The 17,283-nt window shown below is 56.6% G+C and carries 13 protein-coding genes; 7 read left to right on the top strand and 6 right to left on the bottom strand.

The features are described from left to right. Nucleotides 1-57: 57 nt before the first annotated feature. Together exaA and IEV54_RS10295 are read left to right on the top strand one after the other, a co-directional pair. Complete coding sequence (gene exaA, locus IEV54_RS10300) at nucleotides 58-1,929, top strand: quinoprotein ethanol dehydrogenase (RefSeq protein ID WP_150277070.1); 1,872 nt, start codon at nucleotides 58-60, stop codon at nucleotides 1,927-1,929. A 67-nt stretch (nucleotides 1,930-1,996) separates the two neighbouring features. Beyond that, nucleotides 1,997-2,668, top strand: coding sequence for a pentapeptide repeat-containing protein (locus IEV54_RS10295; RefSeq protein ID WP_150277071.1), 672 nt, complete (start codon nucleotides 1,997-1,999; stop codon nucleotides 2,666-2,668). Nucleotides 2,669-2,683: 15 nt separating this feature from the next. Here IEV54_RS10295 and IEV54_RS10290 read toward each other — a convergent pair whose 3' ends face one another. Beyond that, nucleotides 2,684-3,325 (bottom strand): response regulator, encoded by a 642-nt coding sequence (locus tag IEV54_RS10290; RefSeq protein ID WP_150277072.1) that lies wholly within the window; start codon nucleotides 3,323-3,325, stop codon nucleotides 2,684-2,686. Further along, the gene (locus IEV54_RS10285) at nucleotides 3,322-4,611 is read right to left on the bottom strand and encodes a sensor histidine kinase (RefSeq protein WP_150277073.1); all 1,290 of its coding nucleotides are present in this window, start codon (nucleotides 4,609-4,611) and stop codon (nucleotides 3,322-3,324) included. The genes IEV54_RS10290 and IEV54_RS10285 overlap by 4 nt, the downstream gene beginning before the upstream one ends. Before the next feature lie 156 nt (nucleotides 4,612-4,767). On the opposite strand from IEV54_RS10285, the gene pedA1 reads away from it, so the two are divergent. The 5 genes from pedA1 to IEV54_RS10260 all read left to right on the top strand — a co-directional run bounded on the left by pedA1 (nucleotide 4,768) and on the right by IEV54_RS10260 (nucleotide 9,397). Next, entirely contained in the window at nucleotides 4,768-5,949 is a 1,182-nt protein-coding gene (gene pedA1 / locus IEV54_RS10280; protein ID WP_150277074.1) for a lanthanide ABC transporter ABC transporter substrate-binding protein PedA1, read from the top strand. Between the two features lie 48 nt (nucleotides 5,950-5,997). Continuing rightward, nucleotides 5,998-7,023 carry a YVTN family beta-propeller repeat protein gene (locus tag IEV54_RS10275; RefSeq protein WP_150277075.1) on the top strand — a complete coding sequence of 342 codons (1,026 nt, stop codon included), beginning with the start codon at nucleotides 5,998-6,000 and terminating at the stop codon, nucleotides 7,021-7,023. Next, nucleotides 7,020-7,757, top strand: a complete 738-nt coding sequence (pedB, locus tag IEV54_RS10270) for a lanthanide ABC transporter ATP-binding protein PedB/LutE (protein ID WP_150277076.1) — start codon at nucleotides 7,020-7,022, stop codon at nucleotides 7,755-7,757. The genes IEV54_RS10275 and pedB overlap by 4 nt, the downstream gene beginning before the upstream one ends. After that, the gene (pedC, locus tag IEV54_RS10265) at nucleotides 7,754-8,560 is read left to right on the top strand and encodes a lanthanide ABC transporter permease protein PedC (RefSeq protein ID WP_150277077.1); all 807 of its coding nucleotides are present in this window, start codon (nucleotides 7,754-7,756) and stop codon (nucleotides 8,558-8,560) included. Before pedB ends, pedC begins: the two co-directional genes overlap by 4 nt. A gap of 174 nt (nucleotides 8,561-8,734) precedes the next feature. Beyond that, nucleotides 8,735-9,397 carry a response regulator gene (locus IEV54_RS10260; RefSeq protein WP_150277078.1) on the top strand — a complete coding sequence of 221 codons (663 nt, stop codon included), beginning with the start codon at nucleotides 8,735-8,737 and terminating at the stop codon, nucleotides 9,395-9,397. On the opposite strand, the gene IEV54_RS10255 is transcribed toward IEV54_RS10260, so the two are convergent. From IEV54_RS10255 to IEV54_RS10240, 4 genes are all read right to left on the bottom strand, one after another. After that, the gene (locus IEV54_RS10255; RefSeq protein ID WP_373286443.1) at nucleotides 9,382-12,018 is read right to left on the bottom strand and encodes a hybrid sensor histidine kinase/response regulator; all 2,637 of its coding nucleotides are present in this window, start codon (nucleotides 12,016-12,018) and stop codon (nucleotides 9,382-9,384) included. The two genes, IEV54_RS10260 and IEV54_RS10255, sit on opposite strands and share 16 nt — an antisense overlap. Further along, nucleotides 12,002-13,150: a nitric oxide-sensing protein NosP gene (nosP, locus tag IEV54_RS10250; RefSeq protein ID WP_150277079.1), complete on the bottom strand. Its 1,149-nt coding sequence runs from the start codon at nucleotides 13,148-13,150 to the stop codon at nucleotides 12,002-12,004. Before nosP ends, IEV54_RS10255 begins: the two co-directional genes overlap by 17 nt. 155 nt (nucleotides 13,151-13,305) lie before the next feature. Beyond that, nucleotides 13,306-14,472, bottom strand: coding sequence for a porin (locus tag IEV54_RS10245; RefSeq protein WP_150277080.1), 1,167 nt, complete (start codon nucleotides 14,470-14,472; stop codon nucleotides 13,306-13,308). A 117-nt stretch (nucleotides 14,473-14,589) separates the two neighbouring features. Further along, complete coding sequence (locus IEV54_RS10240; protein ID WP_188434416.1) at nucleotides 14,590-17,283, bottom strand: insulinase family protein; 2,694 nt, start codon at nucleotides 17,281-17,283, stop codon at nucleotides 14,590-14,592.

Genomic DNA, 17,283 nt, shown 5'->3' with positions numbered 1-17,283 from the left:
AAGATGGGGACGTGGACCAGCATTGCTGCCCTAATCCAACAACAAGGAAACACTGCCATGAAAACAAGAAAGTTAACTGCTCCAAGCCCTCTCGCCCAGGCCATCAAATGTCTGACAATGGCTGCCAGTATCAGCCTGGCTGCGCCCTATGCCATCGCCAAACCTGTCACCTGGGACGATATTGCCAACGATCACACCTCAACTCATAACGTGCTGCAATATGGCATGGGGACCAACGCCCAGCGTTGGAGCCCGCTGAAACAGGTCAACCGGGACAACGTTTTCAAACTGACGCCGGCTTGGTCTTTTTCCTTCGGCGACGAAAAACAGCGCGGACAGGAATCCCAGGCAATTATTCATGAAGGCATTATTTACGTAACGGGCTCCTATTCACGTATTTTTGCACTCGACGCAAAGAGCGGTGCCCGTTTGTGGAGCTACTCGCATCGGTTGCCCGACGACATTCGCCCCTGCTGCGACGTGGTAAATCGCGGCGCGGCAATCTATGGGGACAAGGTCTTCTTCGGTACCCTCGACGCTGGGGTAGTGGCTCTGAACAAGGACACGGGCAAAGTGGTCTGGCGTAAAAAATTCGGGGACCATAAGGCTGGTTACACCATGACTGGCGCCCCAACCATCATCAAGGACCAGAAGTCCGGCAAGGTCATGCTGATTCATGGATCCTCCGGTGATGAGTTCGGCGTAGTGGGGAAACTCTTTGCGCGCGACCCTGAAACGGGTGAAGAACTGTGGATGCGGCCGTTCGTTGAGGGCCACATGGGCCGTCTTAATGGCGAAGAGAGCACCCCTACTGGCGACGTAAAGGCGCCGTCCTGGCCTGATGATACAAACTCGCCCACCGGCAAAGTTGAGGCCTGGAGCCAGGGTGGAGGTGCCCCTTGGCAGAGCGCCAGCTTCGACCCGGACACCAATACCATTATTATCGGGGCTGGCAATCCCGCGCCCTGGAATGGATGGGCGCGCACCTCAAAAGACGGCAAACCGTCCGATTACGATAGTCTCTACACCTCAGGTCAGGTCGGCGTTGACGCCACCACCGGCGAGGTCAAATGGTTCTATCAGCATACACCCAACGACGCCTGGGACTTCTCCGGCAACAACGAGCTGGTGCTGTTTGATTACAAGGACAAGGACGGCAAAACGCTCAAGGCCACCGCACATGCTGATCGTAACGGCTTCTTTTATGTCGTGGACCGCAATAACGGCAAGTTGGCCAACGCATTTCCCTTTGTGGACAACATCACCTGGGCAAGCCACATCGATCTGAAGACCGGCCGACCGGTAGAAAATGAAGGGCAACGCCCTGCCCGGCTCAAGCCTGGCCAGGAGCGCAGCGAAGCGGTAGAGGTATCACCCCCTTTCCTCGGCGGCAAGAACTGGAACCCCATGGCCTACAGCCAGAATACCGGACTGTTCTACGTGCCAGCGAACCATTGGAAGGAGGACTACTGGACCGAAGAAGTCAGCTACAACAAAGGCTCTGCCTACCTCGGCATGGGTTTCCGGATCAAGCGCATGTATGAGGATCACGTCGGCATTCTGCGTGCAATGAACCCCACTACAGGCAAGGTCGAGTGGGAACACAAAGAACCCTTGCCCCTCTGGGCTGGTGTGCTGGCGACAGCAGGCAATCTGGTCTTTACCGGCACGGGTGACGGCTATTTCAAGGCCTTCGACGCCAAAACTGGTGAAGAGGTCTGGAAGTTCCAGACCGGCACCGGAATCATCTCACCGCCGGTTACCTGGGAATTGGATGGCGAACAGTACATCGGTGTTACCACCGGCTACGGCGGCGCGGTACCACTCTGGGGTGGCGAGATGGCTGAGTTGACCAAGCCCGTTGCGCAGGGCGGCTCGTTCTGGGTATTCAAGTTGCCTGGCTGGGATACCAGCAGCGCCAAGCGTTGAACCTCTAACTCCTTTAACCCTTGAGGCACGCCCGGCAAGACCGGGCGTTGCCATAGGAGCTGCGACAATGAAATCACTATTTGCCACAAGCTTTATCGTTCTAGGGATCATTGCTGCCCAACCTCTTGCCGCGCAAGATGCCGACTTTGCGGAGGAGGATGTGGTTACTGTCAACGGTTGTGCTTTGATGCCAGGCACACGCTGTCCTGGCGTTGACCTGCGTAATCTTGACCTGCGCCATGTGGACCTGCGCAAGGCCGACCTTGTTGGTGCAGACCTGCGCGGAGCAGACCTGCGACATGCCCGACTGGATCAGGCGAAGCTGGACAATGCCCGGCTGGACGGGGCCAATCTCAACCGGGCGAGCCTGCAACAAACCGCAATGCGTGGTGTAAGCGCCGTGGGTACAAGCTTTGTTGGCGCTCAGGCCTGGAACCTGACAGCCCAGGGAGGGCATTTCAAGGATGCTGACTTTACCGGAGCCAACCTTGAGTTTGCCCGCTTCAGTGGTGCCAGCATGCACGATGCCACTCTGCGTGCTGTGAACCTGGAGATGGCCTGGTTGCCCAAGGCGGATCTGAAGGGTGCAGATCTGCGCGATGCCAATCTGCAGGAGTCAAAGATGAATCACGCGAATCTGGAATCTGCCGATATGACCGGTGCCCGACTGCATTACGGCACCTTTCTCAACATGCACATGAGCAACTGCACTGCCTGCCCTTTTGACTGGGAAAAGTGACATATACTGACGTGCTCAGGCCACCTGCACTCGAATTACTCCTGTATCGATAGCCAGGTGGACCAGTTCGGTGAGAGAACTGACATTCAGTTTCTGCTTGAGCACGGTCAGATTATTCGAAACCGTTTTGCTGCTGATGCACAGATGACTGGCGATGCGCCTGGGTGGCGTGCCCTTGGCGAGCATGACAAAAATCTCGAACTCCCGCTGAGTCATGCATTTCAGCCGCGGGTCCAGGGTGTTGTCGGGACCAGCACAGGCCAGCTGCGTAGCCAGTTCCTGTTCTATATAGCGTTGCCCACCCAGGCAACGCCTCACCGCCTCAAGCAACACATCCGGTGCTGCGCCTTTGGTGATGTACCCCAGTGCGCCAGCAGCCAATGCCTGGCGCACCAGCGGTAACTCATCATGCATACTGAAAAACAGAATGCGCAGTGAGGGCCACCGCAGCAGCAGACGCCGGGCAGTTTCGATGCCGCTGATGCCCGGCAATCCGATATCCAGCACCACCAGATCAGGCACCTTTTGTTGCGCGGCGCTGATGGCCTCTTCTCCACTGGCGGCCTCACGGATGTCAGCCTGGGTGAAAGTCATACCCAGCAGGCTGGTATAGCCTTGACGCACAATCGCGTGGTCATCGACCAGAAGAATATTCATGCGGCGAGCCCCTTCAGTGGAATAGTGAGCGACACCAATACACCCACGCCTGGGCTTGAGGTGACTTGCAATGCGCTTTGCAGACAGCGAGCGCGTTCGCGCATTGATCGCATGCCCACTCCGCAGGATTCGTTTTGGTCTTTCAGACCGTCGCCGTTATCCCGCACACTGACTTGCAGCACGTTGCCCTGAAGTACCAGCCGCACCCATACCGAGCTGGCTTTGGCATGCCGAGCGACATTGGTCAAAGCTTCCTGCAATAGACGATATAAATGCGTGCGCTGCTCTGTTGCCATATCAGGCAAAGGGTTATCCAGCTCCAGCACACACTGGATGCCCTGTTGTTGCTGCCACTGCCCTGTCAACTGACGTAGAGCCTGTTCCAGCCCTAACCGGTCCAGCACGACTGGATGCAGATCCTTGACCAACGCCCTGAAGCCACGCTGTAAACCATTGCATGCCTCTAAAAGATGTTGCGCGTGCTGCCGAATCAGATCGGGCTGACCAGATGATTCGCCAAGCATATAGGCCTGGGCCCGGATGCCGGTCAGGTATTGCCCCAGATCATCGTGCAGGGCGTGAGCCAGGTGCATCCGCTCCTTCTCCTGCAGGGTCATCAATGCACGGGTCAGTTGCTGGTTGCTTGCTTCTGCCCGCTCCAGGGCCGTGGCCATGAGATTGAAGCGGTTGGCCAATTGATTCAACTCAGTCTGGCTGCTAGGTGACAGGCGTGCCTGCAATTCACCAACCCCGATAAGCTCCAAAGCTTCAAGCAGATGCCGGTATGCTCTTAGCCCACGACGCAACGAGAGATGGATGACTACCAATGACAATACAAGAGCAACAGCAAAAACGCCGAGCAGCAGGAGCAACGACTCCCACACCTCCTCAAGCTCGTCGACTGGATCAGGACTGACCAGCCATCGCTGGCCATCGGCAAAGTCCAGAGATACAGGTGCAAATGACTTATCTATCACCGGCTGCATCCAGCGCAGCAACCACCCTGGCACTGCACCAGAAGTTTGTTGAGCAATATCATGGCCGACACTGCCAGTCTTCGCGATGCGCACATGGCGGAGATCATCGAGAACCTCAACCGCGGGAGAGACCCGCCGCTGAGCCATGTTTTCGAGCAAGCTCAGTGCCATTGCCCGGCCGCTCTGCAGCTCACGCACGACATCCTTTTCAGCCTGCCTGAGCAACACACCCATGGTGACCAATAACACTATGCTGAAGGCCACACAAACCCAGGCCGTCAGGCGAGTTGCAGTCGAAATAGAGCGCATTGGCTAATTCCTGGACGAATCTAATACAGTCCGCCCTATCGTACGGTTTGAACAAAACCTCGGAATAGTACCTTGGTACTGGCCGATTGGTACTTTCTTCGGATTTACCAGGCACCTGCCAGCTTCCATGCTGGACTCAAGATAAAAGGAGTCCACATGCGCTCAACGGTTTTGTATTCCCTGTTCTGTTTTATGACAGTCATCAGCGCCAGTGCAGTGGCCACGAGCAGTCAGGTCCAGACGCTGACGGTCAATATGGCTTATGTCAGCTGGACTCCAGACCCAGGCCCGATCATGTCTAACGTCATTCCTGAACCGCCCGATGCGGGCCTGCAGGGTGCGCAGTTGGCATTGGCAGACAACAACAGTACTGGGCGCTTTCTGAAACATGACTATCAGTTGCTGGTCGCCGCTGAAGCGGAGTTGCAGGCTACTCTGGATGCCGCAAGAGCGCTGCATGCTCAGGGCGTAAGGCTGTTCGTCATCAATTTGCCCAGCCAGGCGCTGTCCGAGCTGGCAAACGAGTTTTCCGCTGATAGCTTGCTGATCAACGCCGGCAGTCACGATGACAAGCTGCGCACTGAGCAGTGCCTGCCGAACGTACTGCATACACTCCCCAGCCGCGCCATGCTGACCGACGCGCTGGCGCAGTTTCTGACCGTACGCAAACTCACGCGCTGGCTGCTGATCAGTGGCCCCACGGATGACGACCTGGCCTATGCCGCCGCTTTGAAACGCTCCGCCAAACGGTTCGGCCATAAAGTCGTGGCTGAAAAAGTCTGGAGTTTTGATACCGATCTGCGCCGCACCGCACAGGCGGAGGTCCCCCTGTTTACCCAGACCTCCGAGTATGACGTTGTGGTAGTGGCTGACGAGCGCGGTGATTTTGGTGAATACATCCCTTACAACACCTGGTATCCAAGACCAGTAGCTGGCACACAGGGCCTCACCCCACTGGGCTGGCATAAAGTGGTCGAAACCTTCGGCGCTGCCCAGTTGCAAAAACGTTTTGAACTCCAGGCTGGCCGCTGGATGAATAGCCTGGACTTCGCCGCCTGGCTGGGTATTCGTACCTTTGGTGCAGCTGTCACCACACTCAATAGCACCGATCCAGCGGCGATCAAAGCGCTGAGTCTGTCCGACGATCTTCCGCTGGACGGATTCAAAGGCAGAAAGCTGAGTTATCGCGACTGGAGCGGACAACTTCGTCAGCCCATCCCCTTGGTGCAACCCCGCGCACTGGTAAGCAACTCACCACAGGAAGGCTTTCTGCATCCCGAGACCGATCTTGACACTCTGGGGTTTGACCAACCCGAGAGCAAATGCCGGCTGCTGTGAATCTGGCCCGGTCACCCAAAATCCCAAAAACAAGAACCTGGAGTACCCATGTACAAGAAAAGCCGTCACACCTCTGCTGTACTCGCGCATAGTCTGCCGATCAGGAAGTTCAGTCTGTCACTGCTTGCAGGCGCTTTGTTGACCAGCACGTTCAGTCTGACTGCCCTGGCCGAGACGGCTTACGTTACAAACGAGAAAGACAATACCGTTTCTGTTATCGACCTGGACAGCATGCAGGTAGTGGAAACCATCGATGTGGGACTGCGTCCGCGCGGGGTCTTGCTCTCGAGCGATAACAAACTGCTGTATATCTGCGCCAGCGATTCGGATCGGGTACAGATCATCGACCTGGCCACCCGCAAGATAATCAAGGAACTGCCTTCAGGCGCTGACCCCGAACAATTCGCTCTGCATCATAACGATCGCTGGCTGTATATCTCCAATGAAGATGATGCACTGGTGACGGTAGTTGACGTTGAAACCAGCGAAGTGCTTGCACAGATCGATGTAGGTGTCGAGCCCGAGGGCATGGGCGTCAGTCCTGATGGCAAGTGGGCCGTCAATACCAGTGAAACCAGCAACATGCTGCACTGGATCGATACCAGCACCAATACACTGGTAGCCAATACTCTGGTAGATCAGCGCCCTCGACATGTGGAGTTTACCAAGGACAGTAGCTTGCTTTGGGCGTCGGCCGAGATCGGCGGTACGGTCAAGATAGTCGACGTAGCCAGCAAGGAGGTCACCCATACCATTGAGTTCGCGATCAAGGGAATTCATCCGGATCGCGTCCAGCCGGTCGGGGTCAAGCTGAGTGACGATGGCCGATACGCCTTTGTTGCTCTGGGCCCTGCCAATCATGTGGCTGTAGTGGACGCCAAGACCTATGAGGTGCTTGAGTACATTCTGGTAGGCCGCCGCGTCTGGCACATGTCGTTCAATACCGACCAAAGCAAACTCTTGACCACCAACGGTGTAAGCGGAGATGTCTCGGTCATCGATGTGGATTCGTTGAAGGCAGTCAATACCATCAAGGTCGGCCGCTATCCATGGGGCGTGGTGGTCACTCCTTGAACGCCTTGCAAGTTGATCAGGTCAGCTTCAGTTTTGGCGACAAGGTCGCACTGGACCAGGTCAGCTTCGGCATCGAGACGGGCCGGCTGAATGCCCTGCTGGGCCCCAACGGCGCAGGTAAAAGTACCCTGATAGCCTTGTTCAGCCGGTTATACCGGCTGCAACAGGGCGATATCCGGGTTGGCGGGGTGTCACTTCGGCGGCAGCCCCGCCAGGCACTGCGGCAGCTCGGGGTGGTGTTCCAGCAGAGCACGCTGGATCTGGATCTCAGCGTACATCAGAACCTCGCTTACCATGCCGCCCTGCATGGCCTGAGTGCCCGTGCGGCAGCACCGCTCATAGAGCAGGAGCTAATGCGTCAATCATTGTTGGCGCACCAGCACCAGCGCGTACGCGAGCTTAATGGGGGGCACCGCAGGCGAGTGGAGATTGCCCGAGCACTGTTGCATCAGCCGAGCATTCTGCTTCTTGATGAGGCCAGTGCCGGCCTGGATCCTGCGAGCCGTCTGGCACTGAATCAGCATATTCGTACTCTATGCGCCGAGCAGCGGATTACCGTTGTCTGGACGACCCACCTTATGGACGAAATTGCGTTGAATGACCCTGTTGTAGTCCTGCATGGCGGGCGGGTCCTGGCGGCGAGCAGCGCTGAAGGCATTATTGCCAAGACCGGCCACACCAACCTGAATGACGCTTTCCGGTACATGACCCAGACCGCCGGGGCATCAGCATGAGCCCGGCAGCTTATCTGGCTTGCCTTAACGGCGTACTCAAGCGTGAGTGGTTGCGCTTCTATCAGCAACGGTCGCGTTTTCTCAGCGCCCTGGTACGCCCACTGCTCTGGTTACTGGTCTTTGCCGCCGGTTTTCGCGCAGCGCTGGGTGTCTCGATCATGGCGCCTTACGCCACCTACATCACTTACGAAACCTACATACTGCCTGGGCTATGTTGCATGATCGTTCTGTTCAATGGCATGCAGGCCTCGCTCTCAATGGTTTACGACCGTGAGATAGGCAGCATGCGGGTGCTCCTGATGAGCCCCCTGCCCAGACCTTTTCTGCTGATCAGCAAACTGGCTGCCAGTGCATTGATCTCTCTGATTCAGGTTTATGCGTTTCTTGCGATTGCCTGGATGTTTGATATTCAGCCACCGCTCTGGGGTTTGCTGGCGGCTGCCCCGGCACTCCTGCTAGCGGCGCTGCTGCTAAGTGCCCTGGGCTTGTTGCTGTCCAATGGCATACGTCAGCTGGAGAACTTTGCTGGCGTGATGAACTTTGTCATTTTCCCGATGTTTTTTCTCTCATCGGCACTCTACCCGCTGTGGAAAATGCGCGAGTCCAGTGAATGGCTCTATTGGTTATGCAGCCTCAACCCCTTCACTCACGCGGTCGAGCTGGTGCGCTTTGCCTTGTACCTGCAGCTCAATGGTCAGGCGCTGGTCGTATGTCTGGTCCTACTGATGGTGATTACCAGCGCCGCAATCATGACTTTCAACCCGCAACATGCCGCGGTGCGGCGTCGACCTCAGGGTGACTAGCGCAGGATGACAACGAAATTTACTACTTTAGTACTGCTTTAGTGTGCCAATGTATCATTTGCAATACAGTCGGCACGGGTTGTAATGCTCAAGTAGCAATGCCAAATCACTAGAAGGCTTTCTACTGCGAGCCGAAAACATAAAAAAACAACAACAAACAGGTTGAAACTGGCCATGTACAAGATACTGATAGCCGACGATCATCCATTATTCCGTGAAGCCATCTGCAATGTCATCACGACGGGATTCGCTGGTTCGGAGCTTATTGAAACCAACGATCTGGACAGTGCACTGGTCATCGCCCAGGAGCAGGACGACCTGGATCTGATCCTGTTGGACCTGAACATGCCTGGCATGCATGGCCTGAACGGCTTGATCACGCTGCGTAACGAGTCGCCTTCCATTCCGGTGGTGATTGTCTCTGCCGAGGAAGACAAGCAGGTGGTGTTGCAGGCGATCACTTATGGCGCCGTGGGTTTTATTACCAAGTCCTCACCACGGGCGGAAATGACCAGGGCCATCGAGCAGATAATGGCCGGGAATGTATACCTGCCCTCAGACATCATCCGCTCCAATCGTGTGATTACTCGCCGGCACCCGGAGGAGCACCCTGTATCCCCTGAGCTGCTGTATGCCCTGACGCGCAAGCAACTGCTGGTTCTGGAACGCATGGCCAAGGGCGAATCCAACAAACAGATTGCCTATCACCTGGAGATTGCGGAAACCACCGTCAAGGCTCATGTCTCGGCGATCTTGCGCAAGCTCAATGTACACAATCGCGTGCAGGCAATCCTGTCCGCGAGCGATGTCGATTTCAGCTCCTATCTGAGACGCTGAACGTCCCTTGGCTGGCCCGCCTGAGTGGCCAGCAAGTGCCCCATTGCGGTCTTCAGTTTCAGCGGCTTCACGGGCTTGTGCATCAGCACATGCCCCAACTCGCGCACCTGAAGCTTGAGGTCGTTACTGTAGTTTGCCGTTATCAGTAGCACTGGCAGTGGATGCCCCCGTCTACCGTTGATAGTGGCGACCACATCCACTCCATTGACCTCGTTATCCAGATGGTAGTCGGCTATCAGCAGGTCAGCGTGGGCATGGAAGTTGTCAACCTGGCTGGCGAGGTCTTCTTCAGACAGTGCCGTTACTACATGACAGCCCCACCCTTCCAGGAGCGTACGCATTGCTGCACAGATCGATGCATCATTATCCAGCACCCAGACGCGGGCATCCTGCAATCTTTGCCCCTGCATCATCGGCGCTGCGGAAGGTTGATCGAGCCTTGTCTGCAGCTGACCGTAGGGTAGATCGACCGAAAATACCGAACCCCGCCCTTCCCAGGAGCGCACACGGATGCGGTGACCCAGCATTCGCGCAATCTTGTCCACAATTGCCAGCCCCAGGCCCAAGCCGCGGTCTCGGGTGTTTGCGCTGGGATTTACCCGTTTGAATTCCTGGAAGATCTCGAGCAACTTATCTTCTGGGATGCCCATACCGGTGTCCCATACTTCAATGCGCAGACCGTGGGCCTGGCGACGACACCCCAGCAGCAATTTTCCGGATTGAGTATAGCGAATCGCATTGGTGAGAAAGTTTCGGAGAATGCGCGCCAGCAACTGTGCATCACTACGCACGACCGCATCGCTGCCGACAAAATGCAATTCAAGGCCCTCCACGCCTGCTATCTGGCGATACTCGTTGGCCAGATTATCAAGCAGCTCAGAGAGCTTGAAAGGGGCGATATCGGGCTTGATAACGCCGGCGTCCAGCTTGGAAATATCCACCAGTGTCTCCAGGAGATTTTCCACATCCTCCAGGGAGTGACTGACCTGCCTGATCAGCGGGGCACTTACCTCAGGCACCTCATGCTCAAGTAGCGCACCGGTAAACAGACGTGCTGCATTGAGAGGTTGCAGCAAGTCGTGACTGACTGCCGCCAGGAACTTGGTTTTCGACATATTTGCCTGCTCGGCCTCACGCTTGGCCTCCCGCAGACGTGACTCAACCTGGGCCCTTTCACTGATTTCCTGTCGCAGTTGGGTATTGAGCTCGGTCAGTTCCTGCGTGCGTTCGAGGACACGCTGCTCCAGGTGCTGATAGGCTTCGCGCAGGGCTACGGCGGTATGTCGTCGTTCAGTGATATCGCGGATCAATACAAAGATACCGATCACCTTGCCCTGCGCATCGCGGTTGGGCACATAGGATCGCAACAGATACCGCTCAAGATTCTCCGCGTTGCATTCGTCGAATTCAAAGGTGACGCTCTCGCCCTGAAATGCACGCTCTATATAAGGTTGCAAGCGCGCAAACTGCTCCTGGCTATGAATCCGACGCAAGCTCTTGTTCTGGCTCTCGCCACGCCGCCAACCGTACCACTCGTCATACACCTTGTTGGTGAACTGATAGGTCAGATCCTCGCCCACATAGGCAATCAGTGCGGGTACATGATCAGTAATCAGCCGGACCCAGCGCTCGCTCTCCAGCAAGGCCTTGGCGTAAAGATCACGCTCGGTAATGTCAGTATAGGTATTGACGTAACCGCCCGTCGGCATCGGGTGAGTGCGCACTTCCAGCACCTTTCCGTTGGCCAGACGCTGCTCGCAGGTCAGTTGCTCGCTTCCCGAAATGCCGTATCGGCCCGGAACAAACAACTCCAGCTCGCTTTCATCCATCACCTCGGCAAAAGGCCGGTGGGGCTCAATTGGCGCCAGCCCGGCCAATTCAAGGAAACGCCCATTCCAGACCTCGATACCGCCTTGCTCGTTGATCACTGCCACGCCCTGGGACAGACTGTCGACTGTGCGCTGGAGCAGCCGGGTTTTCTGCGCCAGAGCCTTTTCTCGTCGCGCAGTTTCTGATTGCTTGAGATCGGTGATATCCGTGTACATTATTACCAGGCCGCCTTCACTGGTCAGCCGCTCACTGACCTGTACCCAGCGTTGGCCGCGCAGCTGATACAGAACATGACCGTCAGCTGCCGCGTCGACCTCGGTTACCAGTCCAGTGCTTACCGCAAGACGCTTGATCTCGGACAAGGACGTTCCAGCCGTGACCTCCGCTCGCGTGCCTTTCCAGAACGCGGCAAAACGGCTGTTGAAAAGGACGATACGCTCGTACCTGTCAAACAACACTAATGCATCAGAAACGCTTTCTATGGCATCTGAAAGGTGATGGTGTGCGCGCTCAGCGTGCGCCCGAGCATCGATCAGCAGTCGATTGCTGGCCTGGAGTTCAGCCATGGTTTCGTTCAAGGCATGGGTTCGCTCCCGTACCTGCTCGGCCAGTTCGACCGAGTGCTGGAACGCCGCATAGCTTTCGGTACGTTGACTGGAACTGGATTCCACGCGCTCGATCAGTGCCGCATTGATGCGCCGCAGCTTATTGTTCTCGGCCCGCAGTCTGCGCACTTCCGCGTTATCAGAAGACTCCTGAGAGGATGCAAGCGGTTCAGTCAGGTAGGGCAAAGGCCACCCCGGTAAACGTCTGGTTGATGTGCATACCGTTGTATTGTTCGCCGTAGGTATTGAATCCCACTACCTTGCTGCTTGCCAGAAAGGCAGAAAGCGCCTGGTCTTCGCCGCGCAACTCGGCTTCCTTGCGGCGCAGAAAGCAATCGCAGCCGAGAATCAGCACCGGCTCGCCCAGGCGCTGACGTAATATCTCAAATTGAACCTGTAAACCCGGCAATAGAGGTCCAGGACGCATCGCGGTCAACACTATTCCGGTGTCTACCGCGCAATAAAAGGTCAAGCTCAGGTCGGCATTGACCCTTTGAATCGAGCGCACATAGAACTGGTCACGAATACGTACAGCCAGAGCGTTGAGAGCAAAGGTGGAAAGGTTCAGATCCTCTACTGCCACCCCGACCAGACGTGCGTATTCCTCGGCCGCAGGCTCTGCATTGAGCTCCAGAACAGTGCGCGTATCGCTGTCTGCCGCGGTAACAACCAGCTTGTTTTCCATCGGCTGCATGTGGTGCGTGGTGAATACCTCGAAATCCAGCCAGGTATTGAACATGATTACCACTGCAGCCCCGGTATGGAAGACGCCCTGGTAATACACATGGGTATGACTCAGGTGATTATCATCACCCGCAGAGCCACCAAAATTGGGAATGCTGCCCAGGGCAGTACTCAGGGTCGACAGCACCACCTCCTCCCGGCTTGAAAGCCCGTCGAGCAAGGTCAGGGCAAATGTCTGGTCCTTGATGGGCGCAAGGCCGATACCCCGGCAATGGCTGAGCATCTGGTCAACAGCTGACTGCGCGTCGACCAGCGTAAAATTGTCCAATGCCTGAATCAGGGTGCAATCCACAGCAAAGGCGGACGAGTCAAAGCCAACAGCACTGATACAACCTCGCCCATACCCATCGGACGTTATCTCACCAGCGCTGGTGCAGCCGATGACCATCACCCCGGAAAAAACACGCTCCAGCGCCTCGGCCAGTGGCGCCAGCGAGTATTCCGCAGAACAGAAAAACAGGACGCAACCAAGCCCCGGATGCCGTAACTGATCCGCCAATTCGGCAGCGGCCAGCTCAGGATCCTGTACGCAGGTCCTGGCTGTGAGAAAACACTGCGTCACTGTGCGATGCATGAAAGGCTCCGTGGCTGGTTCATCCGCCATAACATCGATTCTAGTCAGGCGTAAAGTCGATCAACATGCTACTTGAGTACTGTCTCAGCACGCCTTAAGACGCAAACAAAACAACCGAAGCCAGGCTTCGGTTGTGTATGGAACTGCCAAATTACCTACCAGCTGAGCACAACACCCAGGGCAATGGTGTCTGTCTCCTCAATGGTTTGCTTGGTGGTGGTGTTTTCTATCTCGAACTGATTGTATTCGGCAACCAGTGTCAGGTTGTCATTGATGCTGTGGAATACACCCAGACCACGAGTCTCATAATCCGCCTTGAAACCCAGTCCGTTGCCATCATCCTCGGTCTTGCCAAACGACAGGGCCACGCGTGTCTTGTCCGCAAATTTGTAGGATCCCTGCAGCAGGTATCCGGTGCTGTCGATCTCACGCAGAACCGGCTCCCCAGCGTTGTTGGTGAAAAACGGGTTGACCCCTTCGGCGTCAAAACCCGAAGCTGTCAATGACATGTTCCCCATCTTCGCCTGCAGACCGTAACCCAGACCCTGGGAAGTGACTGAATCAACGGTGGAGTCGGTATTTTCGGATTTCTGATGCATACCGTTTACCCAGCTGAACAAATCAACGCCACCCAGTTGCGTCTGGTAGGTAATCTCTGATTCAAAGCGCGGCGTGTCCTGGTAGTTCTTGCCCACAACGGAATCATCGGTTGTGTCCACAGGATCCATGATGCCGACCGCAACCCGGAAACCACTCATGATCGGAGAGCGGTAAGTGATCTGTGCCGTGGGAAACGGATAGGGGTAGCCGGTACCGATATTACCGAAGGACACACCGCCGCCATCGACCAGGCCCAGGGTGTCGCTCACCTGACCGTAACCGGAAAGAAATTCATCAACAAAAATGTTCGAGCGGGAAAACAAGCCGAAATCCTTGCCGACCAACACCTCGCCCCATTCACCCGCGACGGTGCCGTAGAATTGCCGTACGTCGATTGCGGTGCTGGTGCCATTGGTTTCGCCATCATTGATGGTGACCCAGAACGACGAACGTGCACCCATCGTCAGGTTGTCCATCTTCTTGCCCATGTTGAAACCGATATAGTTGGGCAGGAAACCCATCTTCACCCGGGATTGGTCCCGGTCCAGGGTGTCATTGATATTGTCTGTGTCGGTCTGAACGTAGAAGGCGTTGACGTAGCCGTCTGCGGAAAAGGTGGTGCCGTCTTCGTCATACAGAGTGATTGCTGCACTGGCCGGGGCGCTCAGGATGGTTGCTGCGAGGGCAGTCAGTACTGGGTAGACCGATTTTTTGTTTTTCATTTTTACTCTCCGATGTGATCCATGGCTGACGGATTAGAACGTCCAGCCGATTATCGGAAAGCTGCGGGCCAGGCCCTATTGTGCCTGGGGAGCAAAACCGGTGCGCTTTGGTTGTGCCTATAAAGCGCCGGTACTACTGTGCTTTTGCAGGTGTACCTGGTGCGCTACCTTGGTATTGGTTTCGCTGGCCAGACGCAGGCGCAACGCTCTCTCCCAGAGTTGCGACTGAACGACCTGCCATTGCTCCGCTCGCATACCTCGCAATACTTCACACTCCGCCTCAAGACTCTGGCCTTCACGCCCGAGCAGTGTGCTCCAGCACTCTTCAAACATGCGGTCAGCGGCGCTTTGCTGAGCCTGGAGGGCCTGTGCCAGGCGCTCAGCCTGGGCCTTTATGAGGGCAAAAGGCATAGCCGCTACCAGCTCTTGCTGCTCGAGGAGAAACTCGTCCACTGCGCGGGTTATCTGCTTGTGGTCATGACTGGGAGATTGGACCAGAAACAATAACCCAGGTACTCCCGAAATCGGATGATAGCGAGCTACAACCCAGTAACCCAGTTGCTGTCTGGTTCGCAGATCGTCAAAGAAGGGGCTGGCCAGCAGTTGCTGCAGAAGCCGCCAGCCAGCGCGCTCAAGCACACCACCACTGGGCGCCTGACAGTACAGCAACTGGCATCTATCCGGGGCCAGCACGGGAATAGAGAGTGACTCGATACCTGCTTGCAATACTCTGGGACGAGGTTCAGCCCAGCCAAAGCTCCGCTTCAGGCCCGGAAACCCTGATGCCATGAGGTAGCCGTCGAGCGTGCTCGCATGCAGGCCAGAGGGTTTCAGCCAGAGCAGTTGTGCCTGCTCGCTTAGATGGCGCCACACATTCAATGCCGTTGTCGCAGTCATCTGATCATCCAGACTGAAGCCACACTCTGCAGCGTCGGCAAGCAGCCATGCATCCAGCTCCGACAGGCAGCGATAGGCCGGCAGTTGCGCAGCCTGCTCCGCCTGCCAGCAGTAAAGTCGATGACAGGCAAGGTCCAGCAAGCCGGGCGCAGGGGGCTGTGTGATAGCACCGATTACGCTACGCAGAATGCCTGGCACAGAGCTATCCGTCCCATCTGCCAGGCCTGATAGCGTCAGGCTGAGCACGCCAGCGTCCTGCTGCCAGGCGATCCTGACGCCTGACAGTTCTGCGCGGCGCGCAATGGGCTCGATCTGCAAAGCCCAGCACGATTGCAGCAAATACCGCTGCGCCCGGGTGCTCTGCCCCATAGGCCAACACCAGGCCAGACGTGTTTGTACCTGCTGCCCTGAGTGTTCGGTGTGGCCGTCTCGAGCAGGCAAGTCGTGCTGCCGAAACCCCGGCAATTGCGTAATACAGACTATCGGGTTGTTGCTGCCCATCGCACAGTCGAAATCGGGCCCCTGGTCAGATTGTAATGGCGCTTTCAGAACCGGCGCACGCCATGTCAGTTCACTAAGCGTATAACCGGTGCCGGTCCATGGTGTTCTCTCAGTCCATGTGGCATTGCGGCGCGGCTGTACAAGCAGCAGTCTGGTCGGCTGCAGCTGGTCCAGCAGGCGCCGCCAACGCTGGGCATTGACGGGTTGCCGGTTTGCCGTTGGTTCAAGCAGATGGTCAACCGGTAAGCGCATCAACCGGTGTGCAAGATCCTTGAGCCACTCGACCGGGTCACCCTGGCGCCCCCGGGCAAAGGCCTGATCCAGCAGGCAGGTTCTGGCTGCAAACGGCCAGCATTGCGGGTCCACCTCCAGCAGCCAGTTCAGCCAGCTCTGCCATGCATCCAGCAATTGCTGGTAATTCTCCAGCTTGAGTAGTGGTTCAAGTTCGACGTAGAGCAACGCCTGGTTGTCCGCCATCACCTCAATCCGGACATGCAGTTCGGCAATCAGGCCACACTCACGCAGCCAACCCAGGGCACCCGCGGGACCAGGACTGGCGATCCACTCACACAACCACGCGCCACTGCTGTCGTGCTCCAGCCAGTCGAGTCCGGTCAGCGGATAGACCAATTGCCATCTGGGCGACCCCTGTGCTGTCTCACGCTGAAGGCGGCAGGGCAATCTTTTGGGGTCAAATAACGGCGGTCGACAACGTTTCGGTCGCCCGCCCGGTATTTGCCGGTCTGCAAATGCAATGGCCAAACTGAGTAACGCTGCGGGCGTTTGCTTGGCATGAAGCACCAGAAGCATGTCTGCCGCGCGATAATACTGCTGATGAAAGCCCCGCAAGTGCTGCACCAGATCAGCGTCAGTGCCGGTGAGGCTTACTGCGTTTCCGGCGCTGAAACGGCTCATCGGGTGTGCCGGATCAAGAGCTGCAGCCATGGCTGCCTGCTGATGCAAGGCATCATCTGCCAAACGCGTATGAAATTCCGCGTCTATGACCTGACGCTCGGTACCCACCAGGGAGGGTTCAAACAACGGTGCGCAGAGCATGTCGCCCAGCTGCTCAATACAGGGTGATAGCCCATCGGGGCCAACGCTGAAAAAGAAGCGGGTAATTTGTGCCGCGGTGCTGGCATTGAAACGGCCCGCATAGCGATTCACAAGTGCGGGGAAAGAGCCGGGATGCGGATAACCCTCGGAGCCCATGAACAACATGTGTTCCAGCAGATGGGCCAAGCCGGAATGGCCGCCTAGCTCGTCTTCACTGCCCACGTCTACCTGGGCTACACAGGTTGCAAGACTGGCCTCAGGGTCGCTGATCAGCAGGCAGCGCAAACCATTGGCATGCTGATAAAGCCGATAATCACGACCATCGCGGGGAGTGGCAGCCAGAGGAATACAATGCAC

Origin of the sequence: Halopseudomonas salina, from assembly GCF_014637955.1 — a bacterium.
GTDB classification, from domain to species: Bacteria; Pseudomonadota; Gammaproteobacteria; order Pseudomonadales; family Pseudomonadaceae; genus Halopseudomonas; species Halopseudomonas salina.
This window is presented reverse-complemented; position numbering and strand designations above follow the sequence as displayed.

Coding starts and splice junctions, on each gene's coding strand:
- pedA1 (WP_150277074.1), top strand. CDS start 4,768: ATGCGCTCAACGGTTTTGTATTCCCTGTTCTGTTTTATGACAGTCATC.
- IEV54_RS10290 (WP_150277072.1), bottom strand. CDS start 3,325: ATGAATATTCTTCTGGTCGATGACCACGCGATTGTGCGTCAAGGCTAT.
- IEV54_RS10285 (WP_150277073.1), bottom strand. CDS start 4,611: ATGCGCTCTATTTCGACTGCAACTCGCCTGACGGCCTGGGTTTGTGTG.
- nosP (WP_150277079.1), bottom strand. CDS start 13,150: ATGCATCGCACAGTGACGCAGTGTTTTCTCACAGCCAGGACCTGCGTA.
- exaA (WP_150277070.1), top strand. CDS start 58: ATGAAAACAAGAAAGTTAACTGCTCCAAGCCCTCTCGCCCAGGCCATC.
- IEV54_RS10295 (WP_150277071.1), top strand. CDS start 1,997: ATGAAATCACTATTTGCCACAAGCTTTATCGTTCTAGGGATCATTGCT.
- IEV54_RS10275 (WP_150277075.1), top strand. CDS start 5,998: ATGTACAAGAAAAGCCGTCACACCTCTGCTGTACTCGCGCATAGTCTG.
- pedC (WP_150277077.1), top strand. CDS start 7,754: ATGAGCCCGGCAGCTTATCTGGCTTGCCTTAACGGCGTACTCAAGCGT.
- IEV54_RS10245 (WP_150277080.1), bottom strand. CDS start 14,472: ATGAAAAACAAAAAATCGGTCTACCCAGTACTGACTGCCCTCGCAGCA.
- IEV54_RS10260 (WP_150277078.1), top strand. CDS start 8,735: ATGTACAAGATACTGATAGCCGACGATCATCCATTATTCCGTGAAGCC.